Genomic DNA, 20623 nt, shown 5'->3' with positions numbered 1-20623 from the left:
GCTACCGCACCAGCCGGCCGATGGCCTGCGAGGCCTCCCGCAGCTTCTCCTCGGCGACGTCGCCACCGGCGAGGGCCGCATCGGCGACGCAGTGGCGCAGGTGATCCTCGAGGAGCGCGACGGCGACGCCCTGGAGCGCGCTCGTCAGCGCGGAGATCTGCGTGAGGATGTCGATGCAGTACTGCTCGTCGTCGACCATGCGGTGGATGCCGCGAGCCTGCCCCTCGATGCGCTTGAGCCGGGCCAGATAGCGGGCCTTGTCGGTGATGTAGCCGTGCGCGCCGCGGTCGCATGCGGATGCGCTCGGGGCCTCGGCAGAGGTTGCGGGAGAGGTGGTGCTCATGATGCTCCTTCCGTGCTCCGGGAGTGCGCGAGGACCGTGCGCGCACTGGTCTCGGGGCGCAGGTCGAGCCTGCGCAGGAGCTGCGCGTTGAGCGCGACGATGACCGTCGACAGCGACATGAGGATCGCCCCCACGGACATGGGCAGCACGAACCCGGCGGGGGCGAGCACGCCGGCCGCGAGGGGCACCGAGACGAGGTTGTAGCCGGCGGCCCACCAGAGGTTCTGCCGCATCTTCCGGTACGCGGAGCGGGACAGCTCGATGACCGACAGCACCGACCGGGGGTCGTCGCCGGCGAGGATCACCCCGGCGGAGGCGATCGCCACGTCCGTGCCGGCTCCGATCGCGAGGCCCACGTCGGCCTGCGCGAGGGCGGGGGCGTCGTTCACGCCGTCGCCCACCATGGCGACCCGCCGCCCCTCGGCCTGCAGCTCCTGCACCTTCGCGGCCTTGTCCTCCGGGCGGACCCCCGCGAAGAATCGGTCGATCCCGAGGTCGTGCGCGACCGTCCGTGCGACGGCTTCGGCGTCTCCGGTGATCATCGCGACGCGTACGCCGAGAGCGTGCAAGGCGTCGACGGCCTCGCGCGACTCGAGACGCACCTCGTCGGCCAGTTTCAGCGCCCCGATCGTCCGGCCGTCGCGGAGGACGTGGAGGATGGTGGCCCCGTCCGCGCGCCACCGCTCGGCGGCGGGGAGCTCTTCGGCGTCCTCCTCGGCGAGGAGGTGCGGGCCGCCGACGCGGATCGACGAGCCATCGACGGTGGCGGTGACCCCGACCGCGGGCGACGAGGAGAAGTCCCGGCTCTCCGGCACGCGCAGCCCCTGCTGCTCCGCGGCGCGCACGATCGCTCCGGCGAGGGGATGCTCGCTGTCGGACTCGGCCGCGGCGGCCAGCGCCAGCAGGCGGTCCGGCTCGATCCCGTCCGCAGCCGACACGTCGGTGACGGTGGGCTCCCCCCTGGTGAGGGTGCCGGTCTTGTCGAACAGCACGGTGTCGACGGTGCGCATGCTCTCCAGCGCGAGGCGGTCCTTCACGAGCACGCCGCCGCGAGCTGCTCGCTCCGTGGCGATCGAGACGACGAGGGGGATCGCGAGGCCCAGGGCGTGCGGGCAGGCGATCACGAGCACCGTGATCGTGCGCACCACGGCATTGTCGGGCTGCCCGACGAGCGTCCACACGATCGCGGTGAGCGCGGCGGCGCCGAGCGCGAACCAGAACAGCCAGCCGGCGGCGGTGTCCGCCAGCCGTTGCGCGTGCGAGGAGGAGTTCTGCGCCTCGGCGACGAGGCGCTGGATCCCGGCGAGGGCGGTGTCGTCCCCGATCGCGGTGACCTCGACGCGCAGTCCGGAGTCGGTCGCGACCGTTCCCGCGGTGACGAGGTCGCCGACGCCGCGCGCGACGGTGCGGGACTCGCCCGTGACCATCGACTCGTCCATCGAGGCGCGCCCGTCGACGATCCGCCCGTCCGCGGGGATGCTCCCGCCCGGTCTTACGACGACGACGTCGCCGAGCGCGAGATCCGAGGGCGCGACCGTCACCACTCGATCGCCCTCGACGCGCTCGGCCTCGTCGGGGAGCAGGGCGGCCAGCGAATCCAGGGCGGAGGTCGTCTGTGCGAGGGAGCGCATCTCGATCCAGTGCCCGAGCAGCATGATCACGATCAGCAGAGCGAGTTCCCACCAGAAGTCGAGCTCGTGGTGGAGCAGTCCGAGGCTCGCACCCCACGAGGCGATGAACGCCACCGTGATCGCGAGTGCGATCAGCAGCATCATGCCCGGCCGCCGGGACCGGATCTCGCTCATCGCGCCGACGAGGAACGGCCGTCCGCCCCAGGCGTACATCACCGTGCCGAGGATGGGGGAGATCCAGGAGAGGCCGGGGACCTCGGGGAGCGTATAGCCGAGGAGCATCGCGAACATGCCGGACAGCGCGACGGTGGGGACCGCGAAGACCAGCATGACCCAGAACAGCCGCCGGAACTGCGCGACGTGATCGCCGTGCCCGCCATGCGCGTCGTGGCCGGTGTGCGCGTCGTGCCCGGAGTGCTCGGGGCGGGCGTCGTCGTGTCCGGTCCGGGCGGTGGAGCGTGCGGTGCGCCCGGTGTGTGCGGCGTGCGGGGCATCGGAGCCGTGCCCGAGGTGGGTGGTTCCGTGCCCGGCGTGATGCTGATCCGGGTGGTGGGGCTGAGTCATGGTCCTCTCCTCCGTCTCCGGATCGAGTATCCGCGAGAGCGATGGTTTCCTCAACGGTATACCCGGTGGGGGTATTCCTGAAGAGGTGAGAGATAGTGGTTTCGGCTCGCTGCGCTCGCTCAACCGCCTCGGATCGCGGTTGCGACCCCCGTCGCGCGATCGGCGGCCACCGCGGTGGCGGTCCTCTCCGCTCCACCGGCCGGCCCCACCCGGCCCGCCTCCGCGCAGGTGGGATTGCTATAGTGAGTCCACTTTTCAATACGCACGAGTGCACAGGGAGTGATACCGGAGTTGGGGTCCACCGCGGTTCAGGGGTCGTCGTCAGACGGCCCCGGTGACAGTTGCAGGCAAGCAGACAGTCCGCATCCGGGTCGTGAGCGGCCCCGAACCGTCCAGGGGGTGAACCCCGCATGGGCTCCGCAGTGCTGATGCTGCTGATCGGCATCATCCTGATCCTCGTCATCATCGCCGCGAACGGGTACTTCGTGGCGCAGGAGTTCGCGTACATGTCGGTCGACCGCTCCCGGCTCGCCGCGCGCGCGGACGCCGGCGACGTCGCGGCGAAACGCGCGCTCGCGGTGACGCGCCGCACCTCCTTCATGCTCTCCGGTGCGCAGCTCGGCATCACGGTCACGGGCCTGCTCGTCGGCTACGTGGCGGAGCCCCTGGTCGGCGAATCCCTGGGAGTGCTCCTCGGCGGCCTCGACATCCCGCCCGCCCTCACCGTGTCGGTCACCACCGTGGGGGTGCTCGTCGCGGCGACGATCGTGCAGATGATCTTCGGCGAGCTCTATCCGAAGAATCTCGCCATCTCCGCACCCGAACCGCTCGCGATCGGCCTGGCGCGCTCGACGCAGGTGTATCTCGCCGTCTTCGGGTGGCTCATCGCGGTGTTCGACGTGGCCGCCAACCTCTTCCTCAAGCTGCTGCGGGTGGAGCCCGTGCACGACGTCGACTCCAGCGCCTCCCCGGAGGATCTGAAGCGGGCCGTCGCCGATTCGCGGGAGAGCGGCGACCTGCCCGACGACCTGTCGATCCTCATCGACCGCGTGCTCGACTTCCCGCACGATGACGTCGAACACGCGATGACGCCGGGATCCCGCGTGGCGACGGTGCCGCAGCGCGCCACGCTGGCGGAGCTGCGCGATCGGATGGCGCACTCCCACAGCCGCTACCCGGTGGTCGACGGCTCCGGCGAACCCGTCGGCGTGGTCGAGCTGATCGATCTGCTGCGCACCGGCGAAGCCGACGACGCGCCGGTGACGAGGATCATGCGCCCACCGCTGATGGTGCCGACTCTGATGGCGCTGCCCGACGCGCTCGAGGAGATGAACCGGGCGAGCGCGCAGCTGGCGTGCGTCATCGACGAGTACGGGGGCTTCGCGGGCATCCTCACGACCGAGGACGTCGCGGAGGAACTGGTCGGGGAGATCACCGACGAGCACGACCCGGTGCCGGCTTCCGAGATGGCCGAGGAGGCGCCCGGCGTCTGGCGGGCCGACGGCGGGATGCACCTCGACGAGGTGAGTCGCGTCCTCGGGCACGAGCTGCCCGAGGGCGACTTCGAGACGCTCGCCGGGCTCGTGATCGCCGCGGTGGGAGGCTTCCCCGGGACGGGGGAGACGGTGCGGGTGCCGCTTCCCGACGACCCCGCCGACCTCGTGCACGACGAACCGGTGCGACGGGAGCTCGCGGTCGAGGTGCTCTCGGTCGTCAGGCATGTGCCGGGTGCGATGCGCGTCGCACTCGTCGAGTCGTCCGCCGCCGACCGCGCCGATGAGGAGGGCGAGCTGTGACCGATTCACTCGCGTTCGTCGTCATCTCGACCGTGCTGCTGATCGTGCTGAGCGCGTTCTTCGTGGTCATCGAGTTCTCGCTGCTCGCCGCTCGCCGGCACCGCATCGAGGAGCAGGCCCGCACGAGGCGCACCGCACGTGCGGCGCTCCGGGGGATGAACGAGCTCACCATCATGCTCGCGGTGGCCCAGTTCGGCATCACGATCTGCACCTTCGCACTCGGCGCGATCACCAAGCCCGCGGTGGACGGGTGGCTCGGCCCGATCCTCGAGGCGTGGGGTGCCCCGGCCTGGCTCGCCGACACCGGAGCCTTCCTGCTGTCGCTGCTCTTCGTCACGTTCCTGCACCTCGTGATCGGCGAGATGGCCCCGAAATCCTGGGCGATCGCCCACCCCGAGCTCGCCGCCAACATCATCGGCGTGCCCGCCCGCGGCCTGGCCTGGGTGCTCCGGCCGATGCTGGTGTGGATCAACCGGATCGCGAACCGCCTCGTCGCCGCGAGCGGCTACGTCCCGGCCGAGAACCGGGCGCTCGGCGGGCAGGACATCGATACGATCCGGCAGCTCGTGGAGCACTCCGCCGCGGTCGGCACGCTCGACGACTCGTTCCGCACCCAGCTGGCGCACGTCTTCGACCTCGAGCGTCTCAGGGTCGGGGATCTGCTCCCGGAGGGTCCGTGGCGCCCCACGGCGGTCGCCGGCGACGCGACCGTCGGGGAAGTGCGCGCGGCGGCGGCGGAGTCGGGCCACCTGCGCATCCTCGTGGATCCCGCGGGGGAGGCGCCCGGGGTGATCCACGTGCGCGACGTGCTGCTCGAGCCCGCAGACGGACGCATCGGAGGGTTCACCCGGGAGTGCCTCGTGCTGGAGGCCGGGAGCCCGGTGCACGAGGCGCTCTCGAGGATGCGCGCCGCGGGCGAGCAGTTCGCCGTGGTCGCGCGCGACGGCGAGTTCGCGGGAGCGATCACGATGGCCGACGTGCTGCGCCGGGTGCTCCCGGGCGGGGCGGAGCTCAAGCTCTAGACGAGGCGCCGTGCGATCCCTGCTCGCCCGACCAGCGCCGCAACCGCTGCGCCAGCCACTCCGGCCGCTGCAGCGGGATCCCGTGCCCTGCGCCGTCGACGATCTCGCGGGCGCTGCCCGGCAGCGCCCGGTGCAGGGTCTCGGCCGAGGCGCGCATGAGCCGCCGCTCGCGCGATCCGGCGAGGATCAGGGCGCTCCCGGGGAATCCGCTCCACCCTGCGGGAACGGTGAAGCGGATGTTCTCCCCGACGGCGGCGAGGAGCGTCGACCGCGAGATGCCTGCGGAGGTGCGCAGATAGTCCTCGAGGAGCCCCGGCGGGATGAAGAGCTCCTTCGCCTGCAGCCTGGCGAACCAGTCGCGCCGTGCCAGGCCTGCGGTGGCGCCCAGCAGCGCGAGCGTCAGGCGGGGCGCCGGCGTGGGTGCGGCCTGCGCGCTGATGACGGCGACGCGCTCGACGAGCTCGGGGTGCCGCGCCGCGAGCAGCACCGCCAGCTGTGCGCCGAGCGAGAAGCCGACCACCGCGGCGGGCGCCGATCCGGTCCCCGCGAGCAGTGCCGCGAGCTCGGAGGCGGTCCGATCGTGGGATCGATACCCCTCGTCGGCACTGCGGTCGTGGCCGGGCAGGTCCGGCACGAGCAGCCGCAGCTCGTCGCCGAGGTGCTCGATCAGCGGGTTCCACATCCAGCCGGCGACTCCGCCGCCGTGCAGCAGCAGGACCGGGCGGCCGCGTTCGTCACCGAGGGTGCTCACGTGCATGGTCGTCACTCTCCGTCCGGAATGCGGAGGTGGGGCGGCTCGAAGGTCTCGGCCATGCGGCCGAGCACGTCGATGGCGCCTCGGAGCTGCGATGCGTCCAGCGGCCCGATGAGCCGGCCGGCCGAGAGCAGGCCGATCGTGGCGCTCGAGAGGGCGAGGGCGAGGTGCTCGGGGTCGACGCCGACGACGAGACTCCCGCTCCGCCGGAGCTCGCCCAGCCACTCGACGACGCCGTCGTGACGTGAGCGGTAGCGGCCGTCCGCGACCGTCGCCACGTGGCTGCCGAGCACACCGCGGTCGTCGAGGAACGCGGCGGTCATGAGCCGGTCCTCCAGCAGCACGCGCACGGAGACGCGGTACGCGTCGCCGAGGGACGGATGCTCGCCGAGCTCGTCGTCGACCCGGGCGCGCATGCGCTCGGTGCCGCGGCGCAGGAGGGCGTCGAGGATGTCGCGCTTGCTCGCGAACTCGAGGTAGACGGCTCCCTTGCCGATCCCGGCCCGCGCGGCGACGGCGGCGACGCTCGTCGCGTCGAAGCCGCGCTCGAGCACCAGCGCCTCGGCCGCATCCAGGATGCGGCCGTGCCGGTCCGGCAGCAGCGGCCGGGGCATCAGTCGAGCCCCCTGAGGAATCCGAGCAGTGCCGGGATGACCGCCTCGGGGCGATCCCGCTGCACCCAGTGCCCGGCCCCGGGCACCACGACCAGCTCACCGTGGGGGAGCCGCTCCGCGGCGGTGTGCGCACGGGCGACGGGCACGCCGTCGTCGCGGTCGCCGTGGACCAGGATCACGGGCGTGCGGATCGTGCGCAGCCGGTCGGTGTAATCGGTGCGCAGCCGGTTCCAGAGCACCTGATCCCGCTGCCACTCGCCGAAGACCCGCAGGCCCTCGCCCGATGCGGCCTCGGCCACGACCGCCCGCACGAGCTCGGGGGTGCGCGCGTCGGGGGAGCGCACGATCGCGCGCAGCCCCCGCTCCATCGCGGCTGGGCTGCGGGAGTAGGCGCGGGTCATGGCGGAGAGGAGGCCCGTGCGCAGCAGGAGGAACGTCCCGAGGTGGTTCAGGGCGCCGAGCGGGCCGTCCGCGAGGCGAGGCATGATGCCGAAGGTGCCCAGCAGCATCGCCCCGCGCGCGCCTTCGGGCCGGTCGAGGAGGTGGCCCAGCGCGAGGCCGCCGCCGAGGGAGAGCCCGCCGAGGGCGTAGTCGTGCAGCCCGAGCGCATCCACGAGCGCGCCGACGTACGCCACCAGGCGCTCCTGCGTGAGCGCCCAGCCCGCTGCCGGGCTCTGCCCGAACCCCGGATGGTCGGGCGCGATGACGCGGTGGCCCGCCCTCGCGAGAGCGGGGCCGACGCCGCCCCAGGAGAGCTCGGCGCTGTCGGCCCCGCCGCCGTGCAGCAGCAGGACGGCCGTGCCCGTCGCGCGCTCCGGCGTCCACTCCAGATAGGAGATCGTGGTGCCGGCCGCATCCACGTCCGCTCGTCGTGCGCGCATCGGATCTCCTCCCGTTATGACCATAATAGCATTTCTGGTCACAACGGGCTCGTTCGATCTGTCCGGGCGTCACGCGCCGACACCGTTGTCAAGGGGTCGCCGCCGCGTTACACGGGATCGCTAGACTGCGAGAAAGAGCCGCAGGAGGTGCCATGACCGATTTGAGGAACATGACCGGGGGGCGCGAGCTCGTGATGGTCTCCAACCGCCTGCCGGTCGACCGCGTGGTGGCGGAGGACGGGACCACGTCCTGGCGCACATCGCCGGGCGGGCTCGTGACCGCCGTGGAGCCGATCGTCGAGCAGCTCGGCTGTCTCTGGGTGGGGTGGGCCGGGAGCGCGGACGAGCACATCGACCCGTTCGAGATCGGCTCGATGCGCCTGGCGCCCGTGGAGCTGAGCGAGGAGGACGTCGAGCTCTACTACGAGGGCTTCTCGAACGGCACGCTGTGGCCGCTCTACCACGACGTCATCGCGCAGCCGGAGTACCATCGCGAGTGGTGGGACCGCTACCGGCAGGTGAACCGCCGCTTCGCCGAGCGCGTGGCGCAGGAGGCGGCGCAGGACGCGATCGTGTGGGTGCACGACTACCAGCTGCAGCTGGTGCCGGCGCTGCTGCGCCAACTGCGGCCCGACCTCACCATCGCGTTCTTCCTGCACATCCCGTTCCCGCCGAGCCGCCTCTTCGCCCAGCTGCCGTGGCGCAAGCGCATCGTGGAGGGGCTCCTGGGCGCCGATGTGATCGGTTTCCAGCAGGTCACCGACGCGGTCGCGTTCCGCACCACCGCCGAGCGGTTCACCCGCGCCCCCGCGCTCGGCAACACCGTCGTCGTGCCGGCCACGGCGGACAGCCCCTCGCGCACGGTGCTGGCGCAGGAGTTCCCCATCTCGATCGACGCGGACGCGTTCGCGTCGGTGGCCGAGCGCCCCGAGGTGCGCCGACGGGCGCAGGAGATCCGCGAGGAGCTCGGCAATCCGAAGACCCTGATGCTCGGGATCGACCGGCTCGACTACACCAAGGGGATCCGGCACCGGCTCAAGGCCTACAACGAGCTGCTCGCCGACGGCGAGATCGATGCCGCAGACATCGTGTTCGTGCAGGTCGCGACGCCGAGCCGCGAGCGCGTCGAGGCCTACCGCCAGCTGCGCGACGAGGTCGAGGTGACGGTCGGCCGCATCAACGGCGAGCACGGAGCGATCGGGCGCGCCCCGCTCGTGTACCTGCACCGCGGCTACACGCGCGACGAGATGGTGGCCCTGTATCTCGCGGCCGACGTGATGCTCGTCACGCCGCTGCGCGACGGGATGAACCTCGTGGCGAAGGAGTACGCCGCCTGCCGCGCCGACGAGCACGGCGTGCTCGTGCTGAGCGAGTTCGCGGGGGCGGCCGACGAGCTGCGCGACGCGCTGCTCGTCAACCCGCACGACATCGAGGGACTCAAGGCGGCCATCGTGCGCGCCGCCCACATGCCCCGGGAGGAGCAGCGGCGCCGCATGCGGTCCCTGCGGCGCGCCGTGCACCACAACGACGTCGCGCACTGGGCCGCGGGCTATCTGGGCGCGGTGCAGGCCGCGGCCGAGTCGCGGCAGGTCGGCCCGAGCGGCGAGCGCACGGAGCCCATCCAGGTGGGCGCCGCCTTCGTGCCGCGCAGCATCGACGACCGGGTGCGCAGGCTCGCGGCGTCGCCCGCGCTGATCGTCGCGACCGACTTCGACGGCACGCTGGCCCCCATCGTGCCGCGCCCGCAGGATGCGAGGATCCTGCCCCGCGCCCAGCAGGCGCTCGACGTGCTGGCGGGAGCCCAGGGCACGAGCGTCACTCTGCTCACGGGGCGCTCGCTGGCCGGGCTCGCCGAGACTGGGCTCAACATCGACGCCTGGATCGTGTCCGGTTCGCACGGCTCGGAGCTGGTGGGCGTCGGTGCCGGCGCGAAGAACCCCGGCACCTACGGCAGCGAGGTGAACCTCGAGGGAGGGGCGCTCACCGAGGACGAGGAACGGCGGCTCGGCTGGCTGGCGAGGCGCTTCGCCCGCGTGCTGGGCGAGGAGGCCGGCGTGCGGCTCGAGTACAAGCCCTTCGGGCTCGCGGTGCACACGCGGGAGGTACCCGATCGGGAACAGGCCGTCGAGCTGCTCGCCGCGGCGGTCGAGCTCGGCACGACCGCGGGCATGCATGTGCGCGAGGGCAAGGAGGTGCGGGAGTTCTCGGTTCGCGCGGCCGACAAGGGGTCGGTGCTGCAGCGGATCCGCGCCGCGCTGCCCCCGGGTCCCGTGCTCTTCCTCGGCGACGACGTCACCGACGAGGACGTCTTCGCCAGCCTGGGCCCCGACGACCTGGGGATCAAGGTGGGGCCGGGCGAGACCGCCGCGAGCGAGCGGGTCCCCGATCCCGAGACCGCGGCAGCGGTGCTGGCCCTGCTGGCCGAGCTGCGCACCGGGATCGTGATCGGGTCCGAGTAGGTCCTCTCCCGCCGTGTCAAGGCCTGGGAACCGGCGCTGGTTCGGGCCACACTCGAAGCAGGAGCCGCGAGAAGCGCGGCGGGCTGAGCGGGAGGACGGCGGGTGCGAAGAGGGCGCGGACGGTGCGGACGGATCGTCACGGTCTCGGCGGCGTTGCTGCTGGGGCTCGGACTGCAGGGGTGCGGCCTGACCGTGCCGACCGATCCGGACGGCACGCTCGAGGGGGTGCGGGGCGGCACGCTGCGCGTGGGCCTCTCGCCCGAACCGGGGCTCGTGGAGGTGTCGGGCGGCGAGCCGTCGGGTGCCCTGATCGACCTGGTGGAGGACTTCGCCCGCAGGATCGATGCGACCCCGGAGTGGACGGTGCGCGGCGAGGAGGGGATCGTCGGCATGCTGGAGGAGGGCGAGCTCGATCTCGCGGTCGGCGGTTTCACGGACGGCACCCCCTGGTCGGACCGCGTCGGCGTGAGCCGCGGCTATCCCGGGGTGCCGGGCTCGGACGGCCGCGCGCTCGTCGTGTTCGTGCCGCTCGGCGAGAACGCCTTCCTCACGGAGCTCGAGCGCTTCCTCGATGAGGAGGCCGGGTCGTGAACCGCGCGGCGTTCCGTCAGAGCGACCGCGAACACCTCCCGGAGGAGCAGCGGGAGGCGCTGCGCCGGGCGGTCCGCTGGCAGCTGTTCACGATCGGCTACACCGTCTGCACGATCGTGATCGTCGCGTTCGTGCTCGGCAACTCCCAGGCGATGAAGACCGCCTGGATCGAGGACATGCTCTCCCTGCTGCCGCAGCTCGCCTTCTTCGTCGCGCTCCTGCTCGTGCGCCGGAAGCCGTCGGCGAAGCATCCGTACGGCTGGCACCGCGTCATGGGAATCGGCCACCTGGTCGCGGGCGTCGCCCTGCTGGCCGTGGGCACCCACCTCGCGATCGAGGCCGTCACGGGACTCGTGGCCGCAGATCATCCCACGATCGGCACGGTGCGGGTGCTGGGGCACACGGTGTGGCTCGGCTGGATCATGATCGGGGTGATGGCGGTCATCGTGGTCGGCCCGGTGCTGCTCTACGGCCCCGCGAAGTCGCGCATCGCACCGGTGCTCCACAACAAGCTGCTCTACGCCGACGCCGACATGGCGAAGGCGGACTGGCAGACGAACGCGGCGTCGATCGTCGGTGTGCTGGGCGTGGGGCTGGGCCTCTGGTGGCTCGACGGCGCTGCGGCGCTGTTCATCTCGCTCGGGATCGTGTGGGACGGACTGCGCAACACGGGGGCCGCCGTCTCCGACCTCATGGACCAGCGGGCCCGAACGGTCGACGGGGCAGAGCCGCATCCGCTGGGCAAGAAGATCGTGGAGTACCTCAGGGCGCAGGAGTGGGTGGCCGACGCCGCGGTCAGGATCCGCGACGAGGGCCAGGTGCTGCACGTCGAGGCGTTCGTGCAGCCGTACGACGACAGCGTGCCCCTCGAAGCCCTCGGCGCTGTCGCCGAGGGGATCGAGGGGATCGACTGGAAGATCCACGACGTGGTCGTCGTGCCGAGCGATCCGCTGCCGGAGTACGCGGATCGCGGGCGCTGAGCGGGCGATACCCCGTGCGCCCCTGGGAAATCAACCCCGCTGACACCCGCGACGCGCCCCCATACGCTCGAACCGACCGTGCAGCCAGACGATGAAGGAGACGACACCGTGCACACCGTGACGAGCGACATCGACATCGGGCTCCCCGTGAGCACCGTCTACAACCAGTGGACCCAGTTCGAGGACTTCCCCGCGTTCATGTGGGGCGTGGAGGAGGTGCGGCAGATCGACGACACGAGACTCGCCTGGCGGGTGCGCGTGGCCCGGGTCGAGCGCGAGTTCATCGCCGAGATCACCGAGCAGATCCCCGACGAGCGGATCGCGTGGAAGAGCGTCGAGGGTCCGCGGCAGGCAGGGGTGGTCACGTTCCACCGGCTCAGCGACGACGAGACCCGGGTGCGCCTCCAGCTCGACTGGGAGCCCGAGGGCTTCGTGGAGCAGGCGGGCGCCGTGCTGCAGCTGGACGACGCCCAGGTGGGCGCCGACCTGCGCGAGTTCGCGCGGCTGCTGGAGACGAACGGCTTCGAGACGGGCGCCTGGCGCGGCACCATCGACCGGCCGGGCGATCCGCTCTCCGGGTGAGCATCCCGCGGGCCGCCCCCGCCCGGTCGGCCGGGGCGGCCGAGGCGGCGCGGTGCGCGAGCCGACGACAGCGACGATGGAGAACCGAGGAGAGGGAGTGGGGATGGCGAACACGCAGGCGGGCGACACGCGCACCTTCGGCGTCGAGGAGGAGTATCTGCTGCTGGACGCGGAGACGGGCCTCCCGAGCGACCGGGCCGCGGAGCTGATCCGCGCCGTGCCGCAGCTGGGCGACCGCGCCGAGCGCGAGTTCTTCTCGAGCCAGCTCGAGACCGCGACGCCGGTCTGCCGGGAGGCGGACGAGGCCGAGGAATCACTCACGGGCTTCCGCTCGGCGGTGTCGCGGGAGGCCGCCTCGCGCGGGATCGTGCTCGCGGGAACCGGACTGCCGCCGGTGGGAGGCGAGGAGGCGGGCACGGTCACTCCGAGGGCCCGCTACCGCGCGATCGACGCGGAGCTGCGCAACGCCTCCTCGTACCAGTACGTCACGGGCACCCACGTGCACGTGGAGATCCCCTCCGCCGACGCGGGCGTCGAGGCGCTGGCACGGCTCGCGCGATGGGCGCCGATGCTGCTCGCCCTGACCGCCAACTCGCCGCTGTGGTGCGGGGAGGAGACGGGCTTCGCCTGCTGGCGGCAGATCATGAACCGCTCGTGGCCGGTCACCGGCTACCCGCCCCCGTTCGCCGACGGTGCGGAGTACGCCGCGTCGGTGGAGCAGCTCGTCGGCAGCGGGGTGCTGCTCGACCCGGGCATCGTGACCTGGGAGGCGCGGCTCTCGCAGAACTATCCGACGCTCGAGCTGCGGATCGCCGACTCGCAGCTCGAGGCGGCCGACGCGGTGGCCTTCGCCGTGCTCGTGCGCGCCCTCATCGACCGCTGCCTGCGCGATGCCCGGGAGGGCCGGCCGCGGCCCGGGATCGCTCCGGGGCTCGTCGACGGCGCGATCTGGATCGCCGCGCGCAACGGGCTCTCGACCGACCTGGTCGATCCGCTCACGGGCACCTCGGTCCCGGCGCTCGAGTTCGTCGAGCGCGCGGTGCAGAGCGTGGAGCCCGAGCTGAGACGCTTCGGCGACCTCGAACGGGTGGAGCGGTACGTCGAACGGCGCCGCGCCGGGGCTCCCGCGCGCCGCCAGCTCGACCGCTTCCGGGAGGCCGGCATTCCGGGGCTCCTCGATCTCTATCGATCGTGCAGCGAGGGCTCGGAAGCGAGGATCGATGGCGAGCCGGCGACGCAGACTGCCGATCACGCGTGAGGTCGAGGACGGCGGTTTCGTCTACCGGCTGAACGGGCGCCGGATCGGATCCCGCGGCGAGATCGAGCGATTGGACGCACTGGCGATCCCACCCGCGTGGACCGACGTGGAGATCGCGCGCTCGCCGTCGGCGAAGGTGCTCGCTCGGGGCCTGGACGCGGCCGGCCGCACCCAGGCGATCTACCATCCCGCCTTCCGGCGGCGGATGGATCGGCGCAAGTTCGACCGGGTCGTGCGCTTCGGCGAGGCGCTGCCGCAGCTGCGCGCCCGAGTGGACCGGGACCTCCGGCGACGGCGTCTGAGCCGTGACCGGGTGACCGCGTGCGTGATCCGGCTCATCGACCGCGAGCTGTTCCGCGTGGGCAACGCCGAGTACGCGGCGCGGCACCGCAGCTACGGCATCACGACGCTGCGCACGCGGCACGTGCGCGTCTCGGCCGATTCCGTGGAGTTCGACTTCACGGGGAAGAGCGGGCAGCGCCAGCGCAGGCGGGTGCGGGATCCGCGCGTCGCGCGGCTGCTCGGGCGCCTGAACGAGCTGCCGGGCCGCGACGTCTTCCGCTTCTTCGGCGAGGACGACGTCGTGCACCCGCTGCGGGCCAGGCACGTCAATGCGTACGTGAAGCGCCACCTGGGCGCCGAGTTCTCGGCGAAGGACTTCCGCACCTGGGGCGGCACCCTCATCGTGGTGCGGGCGCTGCTCGAGGCGGATGCGGAGGAGCTCGCGGACCCCCGGCGGGCCGCGGCCGCGGCGCGGGAGGCCGTGGGCGAGGCCGCCGAGATCCTGGGCAACACCACGGCGGTGACGAGGTCCTCGTACGTCGATCCGCGGGCGCTCGCGGCATTCGAGGACCCGAAGGTCGTCGAGCGCCTGCAGCGGGCGCGGGCGCGCATGCGGCCGCGCCGCTATCTGAGCGTCGAGGAGCGGTGCGCCCTGCTCCTGCTGAGCGGAGGCTGAGCCGCGCTCGGAACCGGGAGATCGGTATCCGGCTGCGGTTCGCGCCCCGACGGATGGCGTGCGTGCGCGGCATCCGGATCCCGGACACCGCCCGCCGCCAGATAGGCGCGTGCTGCCGCGACGCCGGATCGGACGGCCTCGCGGCGATCGCCGCCCCGCGCGAGCACGGTCGCGGCGGTGGCCACGAAACGGCAGCCCGCGTCGCGGGTGTCGACCGGGTCGACCGGGGTGGAGCGCACGAGCAGCGGTTCGCGGTCCTGCTCGACGAGCAGTGCGCCCTGCGCGCCGAGGGTGATCGCGATCGCGCAGCAGCCGTAGCGATGCTGCAGCCGCTCGGCGGCCTCGGCCGCGGCGGACGGATGCGCCGGGGTTCCCGCCGCCGTCGCTGCGTCGAGCAGGCTCGGCGTCACGAGCCGGCACGAGGGCACCGGGTCGGCTCCGGGGATCCGGGGGTCCCAGACGAGCGGGACGTCGGATCCTCTCCGGTGCACCGCGACCCGCAGCTCGGGATGCTCGAGGAGGCGGCGTCCGCGGTCCGCGACGATGAGGGCCCGGGCCCGCGCGACGGCCGCGAGCATGCGCGAGGTCACCCGGGGCAGTGGTGGCCGCTCGCCGGGCTCGGGGATCCGCTGCGACTCCCGGCTCCCGGCGCGCGGCCGGGTCACCAGGGGCGTGGGCGCCCTGGACGCGCAGGCGATGATCCTGATCCCGGCGAGGTGCTCGCGCAACCGGACGGCGCCCTCGTCGTCGGAGAGCGCGGTGAGGAGCTCGACCTCGTGGCCGTCGTCGCGCAGCATGGTCGCGATGAGCCCGGCCCCTCCCGCTCGGGAGCGACGGGAGCCCGGTTCCGTCCCGGACGGAGGCGCGCCGGCGGTCGGTTCTCCGGGGGGACCCCCGGGATCCGGCTCTCCTGAGGGATCTCCGGGATCCTGCTCCAGCAGCACGTCTCCGACCACCGTCAGTCTCATGGCACCCTCCCACCCCTGCACCGGGTCGTCCGCCGGGTGCACGCCCGCACTGGTCAAGCCTTCGCCCGCCGGGGCCGCGGCGCCACACCCTTGCGTCTCGCGACGGGGTGTTCTATTCTCTATCCTTTCGCCCGCTGTCGAGGCCGCCTCGTCCGTCGTCGACCGTCTGCTGCGCGTCGTCGACCGTCCGCCGCCCGCGGCGCGGGAGATCCGAGGGACGATGGCGCGAGCGCCTTGTCAAGGGGCTCGCGGGCGGCCGGACGCGGTCGTAGCGTCGCACGTATGACCTCCTCCCTCTGGCAGCTCACGGGTTCCGCTCCCCGCTCGGCGCCGTTCGATCCCGCGGCGCGCGTCGACACCGTCGTGGTGGGCGCGGGGCTCACCGGTCTCACCGCCGCCGTGCTGCTCGCGCGCGCCGGGCAGCGGGTGACGGTGCTCGAGGCCCGGCGCACGGGGGCGGTGACCACGGGGAACACCACCGGCAAGGCGAGTCTGCTCCAGGGCACGGCGCTCTCGGAGCTGCGCGAGCACGCCGGCGACGAGGTGCTGCGGGCCTACGCCGAGGCCAACCGCGAGGGTCAGGCCTGGCTGCTGCGGGAGCTCGAGCATCGCGGGGCGCCGGGCGAGAGGCGTCACGCCTGGACGTACGCGAACTCCGAGGATCACCTCGACGTGCTCGAGCGCGAGGTCGAGGCCTCCCTGGCCGCGGGTATCCCCGTCGAGTGGAGCGCCGACACGGGCCTGCCCTTCGAGGCGGCGGGCGCGATCGTGCTCCGCGACCAGGCGCAGCTGCACCCGATGGAGGTGCTCGGGGTGCTCGCCGCCGAGCTGGAGGAGCGCGGGGGCCGCATCGTGGAGCACTGCCGCGTGCGCGACGTCGAGACCGATCGCGAGGGCGCGCGCGTGGTGACCGAACTCGGCGTGCTCACCGCCGAGACCTGCGTGCTGGCGACGGGCACGCCCGTGCTCGACCGGGGCCTGTTCTTCGCGCGGCTCGAACCGTCGCGGTCGTTCGTCTGCGCGTACCGGGTGCCCGGTGACGTGCTGCCCACGGGCATGTACCTCTCCGTCGACGCGCCGGATCGGTCGCTGCGCACGGCTCACGGCACCGCGGGCGAACCGCTGCTGCTCGTGGGCGGGGGCGCCCACGTCACCGGCCGCTCCGGCGACACCCGCTCGATCCTCGAGGAGCTCGACGCCTGGACCGCGGAGCGATTCGCGGGTGCCCGTCGCGCGCACTGGTGGGCGGCGCAGGACTATCGCAGCCACTCGCGCGTGCCCTACGCCGGTCCGCTGCCGGGTGCCGGGGAGCGGATCTACACGGCCACCGGCTACCGGAAGTGGGGGATGACGAACGCGGTGGCCGCCGCGCTCACCATCGCATCGGACCTGCTCGGCGGACGACTCGACTGGGCGGCGACGCTGCGCGACCACCACCTGAGCCTCTTCGACGTGCGCGACGCACTGAGCACGAACATCTCCGTGGCCGGGCGGATGGTCGGCGGCTGGGCGGGAGTGGAGATCGGCGGGTCGGTCGACGACGCGGATCCCGCCGAGGGGGAGGGCGTGATGGCTCGCGAGGGGCTGTCTCCGGTCGGCGTATCCCGCGTCGACGGCCGGCTCTGCCGGGTCTCGGGTGCCTGCCCCCACCTCGGCGGGGTCCTGGCGTGGAACGCGGCGGAGCGCAGCTGGGACTGCCCGCTGCACGGATCGCGCTTCGCCGCCGACGGCACCCGCCTCGAGGGCCCCGCCCTCGACGACCTGGAGCGGCGCTGACGGCCGGCCCGTGTCCCGCTGGGAGAACCCGGATCAATCCTCCGGGCCCTGGCCGGCGTCGAAGTGCGCTCGATAGCGCTCCTCGGCCTCCTCGAGCAGTGATCCCGAGAGCCGCGCCACGGCCACCACGTCCCGCAGCAGCGGCTCGCAGTCGGGCCCCCTCGCGACCACCGAGCCGGTGAGCACCCAGGGGAAGCGATCCGGGTTCTGCTGCTGCAGGTGCCGGTACTGGCAGAGCTGGCGCGCGATCCAGTCGGCGATGGGACGGTGCCACCAGGGCTCGGGTTGCAGCGGGTTCACCGAGAGCCCGGGCAGTTCGAGGCCGCTCTCGGTGTCGACGCTGCGGCTGCGGGAATCCTCGACCGGTCCCTCCGAATACCTCACATGCAGGTCCGGGTAGCGGCGCAGCACCCCCTCGAGCTGATAGATCGTGGTGAGCGGGTGCAACTCGAAGGTGCTGCCGCTGGTATCGAACGGTGCTGACACGGCGCTTCTCTCCTCTCCTTCACTCATTCCGACTCGACGGCGCTCCGGTCATGGGGCATCCCGACGGGCTTCGACTCGGCCGATCCTCGCTGCCGCAGGTAGATCGAGAAGGCCACCATGCTGCCGACGGCGAGCAATTCGGACTGCCAGTTCTGCAGCGTGCGGTTCCAGAAGTCCGCCGAGACCACGTACTCGAGCAACGACACCGCCTGCTCTCCGTGCAGCGCCTGCTCCTCGTTGAACACGGTCGTGCCCGCCACCGCCTGCGCGAGCCAGGACAGCACGAAGACCGCTCCCATCACGAGCAGCAGCGAGTTGCTGTAGACCCAGCGGCGCCAGCCCGAGTGGCGGGCCCACGCGGGGGAGTCGGGGCGGGCGTGATCCCCGAGCAACTGGTCCTCCTCGGTTCCCGTGCCCTCGTCGCCCGGCTTCTTCGATTCGGGGGAGCCGCGCTGCACGAACCAGACGGTGGCCAGGATGAACAGGAAGAACTGCAGGTACTCCGATTGCCAGTTCTCCGCCACGTCGACGACGAAGTCCGACGAGGTGACGAAGTCGAGCCAGGTGCTCCCGTGCGCCCCGTGCGCCAGCTGCTCCTCGTTGTGCGCGGCGAGCCCCGCGATCGACTGCCCCGCGAGCGTCACGATGAACGCCGCGGCAAAGGCGAGCGAGAGCGCGTGATCCCTGATCCTCACGGGTCACCTCCCCGCCAGCGGAACGATGAACATGGCCGCGAGGCCCACGATCACCACCGCGATCCACCAGATGAAGACGACTTTCATGCGGCGATCGTACGACCGCCGCGGGGGGCGGTGTCAGGGCCTTGCGGGAGCGCGATGACTGTGGCAGACCCGGCCCGGCGCGCGCGGGCCCGCTTGCGATGCCTCGCCGCCGGGCAGAGTACCCCCTCGCGGCGGAGCTGTCGAGGGCCTCCTCCTCGGCTGCGCGGGGGTCTACCGTCGGAAGGGCCCACCGACCCATGCGCGATGCGCGGAGCACGTCAGGAGTGTGCCACGATGCCCAGACAGCGACGACCGCAGCTGAAGGATCCCGAACTCTACGAGCGTCTACGAGACGACGGGGCCTCGGAGGAGAAAGCGGCGCGGATCTCGAACGCCGCGGCGAAGGAAGGACGCTCCGAGGTGGGGCGCCGCGGAGGCAACGCCGAGGACTACGAGGATCGGACCGTGGACGAGCTGCGCGAGCGGGCGAAGGAGCTCGGGATCACGGGCTACTCCAAGCTCAGGAAGAGCGAGCTCATCGACAAGCTGCGCAACCACTGATCCCCGGCCGGCGCCGGACGCGTCCCGTGGCGGCGTCGGCGCGCCCGCCAGACCGACACCCGCGAGAGGAGCCGCCATGACCCCCAACACCGACCCCCGGACGAAGCACCCGCTTCCCCCGATGCCGGCGCAGCAGCAGGCGGAGCAGCCGGGCGACACCGACCGGATGAGCCCCCGCCCGGACCACGGCGAGGGCAGCTACCTGGGCAGCGCGCGCCTCACCGGGTTGCGCGCGCTCATCACCGGCGGCGACTCCGGCATCGGCCGGGCGGTCGCCATCGCGTACGCCCGTGAGGGGGCCGATGTCGCGATCTCCTACCTTCCCGAGGAGCAGGACGACGCGGATCAGACCCGCGAGTTCGTCGAGGCGGCCGGCGTGCGCTGCCTGCTGCTCCCGGGGGATCTGCGGGAGGAGGCGGTGTGCGTCGACATCGTGGAGCGCACGGTCTCCGAACTCGGCGGCCTCGATGTGCTCGTGCTGAACGCCGGGGTGCAGCGGGAGCGCGAGGCCGACGCGGCGATCGATCGCGAGGAGATCCTGAACGTCTTCTCGACCAACCTCGTGGCGCCGCTCCTCATCATGCGCGAGGCGGCGCCCCATCTCGGTCCGGGGGCGAGCGTCGTCGTCACCGCCTCCATCCAGTCGTTCAACCCCTCACCCGATCTGCTCGACTACGCCATGACCAAGGCGGCCCTCGTCGCGTTCACGCGCGCGCTCGCCGAGCAGCAGGGGGAGCGCGGCGTGCGCGTCAACGCCGTGGCCCCCGGCCCCATCTGGACCCCGCTGATCCCGGCGACCGGCTGGGAGGAGAAGCTCGAGCACTTCGGCGAGGACACGCCGCTCGGGCGTCCCGGCCAGCCCGCCGAACTCGCGGGCGCGTACGTCTACCTGGCCTCGGAAGCGGCCTCGTACGTCTCGGGCGCGGTGCTGCCGGTGACGGGCGGCAAGCACCTCTAGAGCCCGGCTACCAGATCTCGTCGGCCGAGGTGGCGAGCACCGCGATGAAGATCGCGAGCGGGACGAGCCAGATCGCGCCGAGCAGCACGGCCTCGACGCGCAGGCGCACGGGGCGCGAGAGCTTCGTCGCGCGCACCGCGAGCATGGCGAGCAGCGCCACGAGGGCGAAGCCGATGCCGATGCTGCACCACAGGGGATTCCACGGATACAGCGCGAACAGGGCGGCCGACACGACCACCGCCGCCACGATCGCCGCGACGAGCCAGCGGGTGGTGCTCGTATTGGTCAGGGCGGGCTGGCGGTGCGCCAGTGCGGGGTCGACCTGTCCGCGATGCGGGTTGGGCACCGAGGCCTCCGCCTCGTCGCTCATGGTCGAGCCGTCCAGGATCGGCCGATCCAGGTGGTCGATGTCGTGCGGCGGGCCCGTGACGGTGCCCTGCCCGGTGCCGGCGTCGAATCGCGTGGCCGGATGCGGTGCGTCGGGCCGCTCCTCGGCCAGGCGTTCCCGGCCGTCGGGATCGACCGCGGGCTCCAGCCCGTCTCCCCGGTCGCCCTCGGCCCGCTCGGAGCCGCTCATCGGCTCCCGGTCGTCGTGATCTTCGTGTCGCATCGGAACCTCCCTCACGCGCACGTGCTCCGGGGCGGTGCGCCGCCCCGCTGACACCTCGACCGTATCCCCGCCGCGGCGCGCCCCTGCAGAGGGTGGACACCTTCACGGG

Annotated in this window: 20 protein-coding genes; 11 read left to right on the top strand and 9 right to left on the bottom strand. The window is 72.6% G+C overall.

All coding sequences use genetic code 11. From position 1 onward, the window contains the following. Nucleotide 1 precedes the first annotated feature (1 nt). Nucleotides 2–343 carry a metal-sensitive transcriptional regulator gene (locus tag ACWKZU_RS05010; RefSeq protein WP_449281297.1) on the bottom strand — a complete coding sequence of 114 codons (342 nt, stop codon included), beginning with the start codon at nucleotides 341–343 and terminating at the stop codon, nucleotides 2–4. Next, nucleotides 340–2538, bottom strand: a complete 2199-nt coding sequence (locus ACWKZU_RS05005; protein WP_449281296.1) for a heavy metal translocating P-type ATPase — start codon at nucleotides 2536–2538, stop codon at nucleotides 340–342. The genes ACWKZU_RS05010 and ACWKZU_RS05005 overlap by 4 nt, the downstream gene beginning before the upstream one ends. Nucleotides 2539–2948: 410 nt before the next feature. Here ACWKZU_RS05005 and ACWKZU_RS05000 point away from each other — a divergent pair, with 410 nt between their 5' ends. Beyond that, nucleotides 2949–4334 carry a hemolysin family protein gene (locus ACWKZU_RS05000; protein ID WP_449281295.1) on the top strand — a complete coding sequence of 462 codons (1386 nt, stop codon included), beginning with the start codon at nucleotides 2949–2951 and terminating at the stop codon, nucleotides 4332–4334. Further along, nucleotides 4331–5356, top strand: a complete 1026-nt coding sequence (locus tag ACWKZU_RS04995; protein WP_449281294.1) for a CNNM domain-containing protein — start codon at nucleotides 4331–4333, stop codon at nucleotides 5354–5356. The genes ACWKZU_RS05000 and ACWKZU_RS04995 overlap by 4 nt, the downstream gene beginning before the upstream one ends. Here ACWKZU_RS04995 and ACWKZU_RS04990 read toward each other — a convergent pair. The 3 genes from ACWKZU_RS04990 to ACWKZU_RS04980 are packed head-to-tail and all read right to left on the bottom strand — an operon-like array spanning nucleotide 5346 to nucleotide 7605. Beyond that, complete coding sequence (locus tag ACWKZU_RS04990) at nucleotides 5346–6113, bottom strand: alpha/beta fold hydrolase (RefSeq protein ID WP_449281293.1); 768 nt, start codon at nucleotides 6111–6113, stop codon at nucleotides 5346–5348. The two genes, ACWKZU_RS04995 and ACWKZU_RS04990, sit on opposite strands and share 11 nt — an antisense overlap. 5 nt (nucleotides 6114–6118) lie before the next feature. Then, complete coding sequence (locus tag ACWKZU_RS04985; RefSeq protein ID WP_449281292.1) at nucleotides 6119–6724, bottom strand: TetR/AcrR family transcriptional regulator; 606 nt, start codon at nucleotides 6722–6724, stop codon at nucleotides 6119–6121. Next, complete coding sequence (locus tag ACWKZU_RS04980) at nucleotides 6724–7605, bottom strand: alpha/beta fold hydrolase (RefSeq protein WP_449281291.1); 882 nt, start codon at nucleotides 7603–7605, stop codon at nucleotides 6724–6726. The genes ACWKZU_RS04985 and ACWKZU_RS04980 overlap by 1 nt, the downstream gene beginning before the upstream one ends. 152 nt (nucleotides 7606–7757) lie before the next feature. Between ACWKZU_RS04980 and ACWKZU_RS04975 the strand changes: the two genes are divergently transcribed. From ACWKZU_RS04975 to ACWKZU_RS04950, 6 genes are all read left to right on the top strand, one after another. Beyond that, nucleotides 7758–10064, top strand: coding sequence for a bifunctional alpha,alpha-trehalose-phosphate synthase (UDP-forming)/trehalose-phosphatase (locus ACWKZU_RS04975; protein ID WP_449281290.1), 2307 nt, complete (start codon nucleotides 7758–7760; stop codon nucleotides 10062–10064). 102 nt (nucleotides 10065–10166) lie between these two features. Beyond that, a complete protein-coding gene (locus ACWKZU_RS04970; RefSeq protein ID WP_449281289.1) occupies nucleotides 10167–10655 on the top strand; it encodes a hypothetical protein in 489 nt (162 codons plus the stop codon). Beyond that, nucleotides 10652–11635: a cation transporter gene (locus ACWKZU_RS04965; RefSeq protein ID WP_449281288.1), complete on the top strand. Its 984-nt coding sequence runs from the start codon at nucleotides 10652–10654 to the stop codon at nucleotides 11633–11635. Before ACWKZU_RS04970 ends, ACWKZU_RS04965 begins: the two co-directional genes overlap by 4 nt. A gap of 108 nt (nucleotides 11636–11743) precedes the next feature. Continuing rightward, nucleotides 11744–12217 carry an SRPBCC family protein gene (locus tag ACWKZU_RS04960; protein ID WP_449281424.1) on the top strand — a complete coding sequence of 158 codons (474 nt, stop codon included), beginning with the start codon at nucleotides 11744–11746 and terminating at the stop codon, nucleotides 12215–12217. Nucleotides 12218–12320: 103 nt separating this feature from the next. Further along, on the top strand, nucleotides 12321–13475 hold the full coding sequence (locus ACWKZU_RS04955) for a carboxylate-amine ligase (RefSeq protein WP_449281287.1): 1155 nt from the start codon (nucleotides 12321–12323) through the stop codon (nucleotides 13473–13475). Beyond that, on the top strand, nucleotides 13438–14433 hold the full coding sequence (locus ACWKZU_RS04950; RefSeq protein WP_449281286.1) for a DNA topoisomerase IB: 996 nt from the start codon (nucleotides 13438–13440) through the stop codon (nucleotides 14431–14433). Before ACWKZU_RS04955 ends, ACWKZU_RS04950 begins: the two co-directional genes overlap by 38 nt. Here the strand turns inward: ACWKZU_RS04950 and ACWKZU_RS04945 are convergent. Continuing rightward, nucleotides 14382–15401, bottom strand: a complete 1020-nt coding sequence (locus tag ACWKZU_RS04945; RefSeq protein WP_449281285.1) for a PfkB family carbohydrate kinase — start codon at nucleotides 15399–15401, stop codon at nucleotides 14382–14384. The two genes, ACWKZU_RS04950 and ACWKZU_RS04945, sit on opposite strands and share 52 nt — an antisense overlap. Nucleotides 15402–15683: 282 nt before the next feature. Between ACWKZU_RS04945 and ACWKZU_RS04940 the strand changes: the two genes are divergently transcribed. Next, nucleotides 15684–17177, top strand: coding sequence for an FAD-dependent oxidoreductase (locus ACWKZU_RS04940; protein ID WP_449281284.1), 1494 nt, complete (start codon nucleotides 15684–15686; stop codon nucleotides 17175–17177). Between the two features lie 33 nt (nucleotides 17178–17210). Here ACWKZU_RS04940 and ACWKZU_RS04935 read toward each other — a convergent pair whose 3' ends face one another. Together ACWKZU_RS04935 and ACWKZU_RS04930 are read right to left on the bottom strand one after the other, a co-directional pair. Next, complete coding sequence (locus ACWKZU_RS04935; RefSeq protein ID WP_449281283.1) at nucleotides 17211–17663, bottom strand: DUF6098 family protein; 453 nt, start codon at nucleotides 17661–17663, stop codon at nucleotides 17211–17213. Nucleotides 17664–17686: 23 nt separating this feature from the next. Beyond that, nucleotides 17687–18358 (bottom strand): DUF6766 family protein, encoded by a 672-nt coding sequence (locus ACWKZU_RS04930; protein ID WP_449281282.1) that lies wholly within the window; start codon nucleotides 18356–18358, stop codon nucleotides 17687–17689. 321 nt (nucleotides 18359–18679) lie between these two features. Here ACWKZU_RS04930 and ACWKZU_RS04925 point away from each other — a divergent pair, with 321 nt between their 5' ends. Beyond that, entirely contained in the window at nucleotides 18680–18946 is a 267-nt protein-coding gene (locus ACWKZU_RS04925; RefSeq protein ID WP_449281281.1) for a DUF7218 family protein, read from the top strand. A gap of 76 nt (nucleotides 18947–19022) precedes the next feature. Continuing rightward, nucleotides 19023–19904 (top strand): SDR family oxidoreductase, encoded by an 882-nt coding sequence (locus ACWKZU_RS04920; protein WP_449281280.1) that lies wholly within the window; start codon nucleotides 19023–19025, stop codon nucleotides 19902–19904. 7 nt (nucleotides 19905–19911) lie between these two features. Here the strand turns inward: ACWKZU_RS04920 and ACWKZU_RS04915 are convergent, their stop codons facing one another. Further along, complete coding sequence (locus ACWKZU_RS04915; protein ID WP_449281279.1) at nucleotides 19912–20514, bottom strand: hypothetical protein; 603 nt, start codon at nucleotides 20512–20514, stop codon at nucleotides 19912–19914. Nucleotides 20515–20623 lie beyond the last annotated feature (109 nt).

The sequence above is a fragment of the Leucobacter sp. genome (assembly GCF_053528595.1).
Note: the sequence above shows the minus strand (reverse complement) of the source record. Positions and strands in the feature narration are given on the sequence as shown.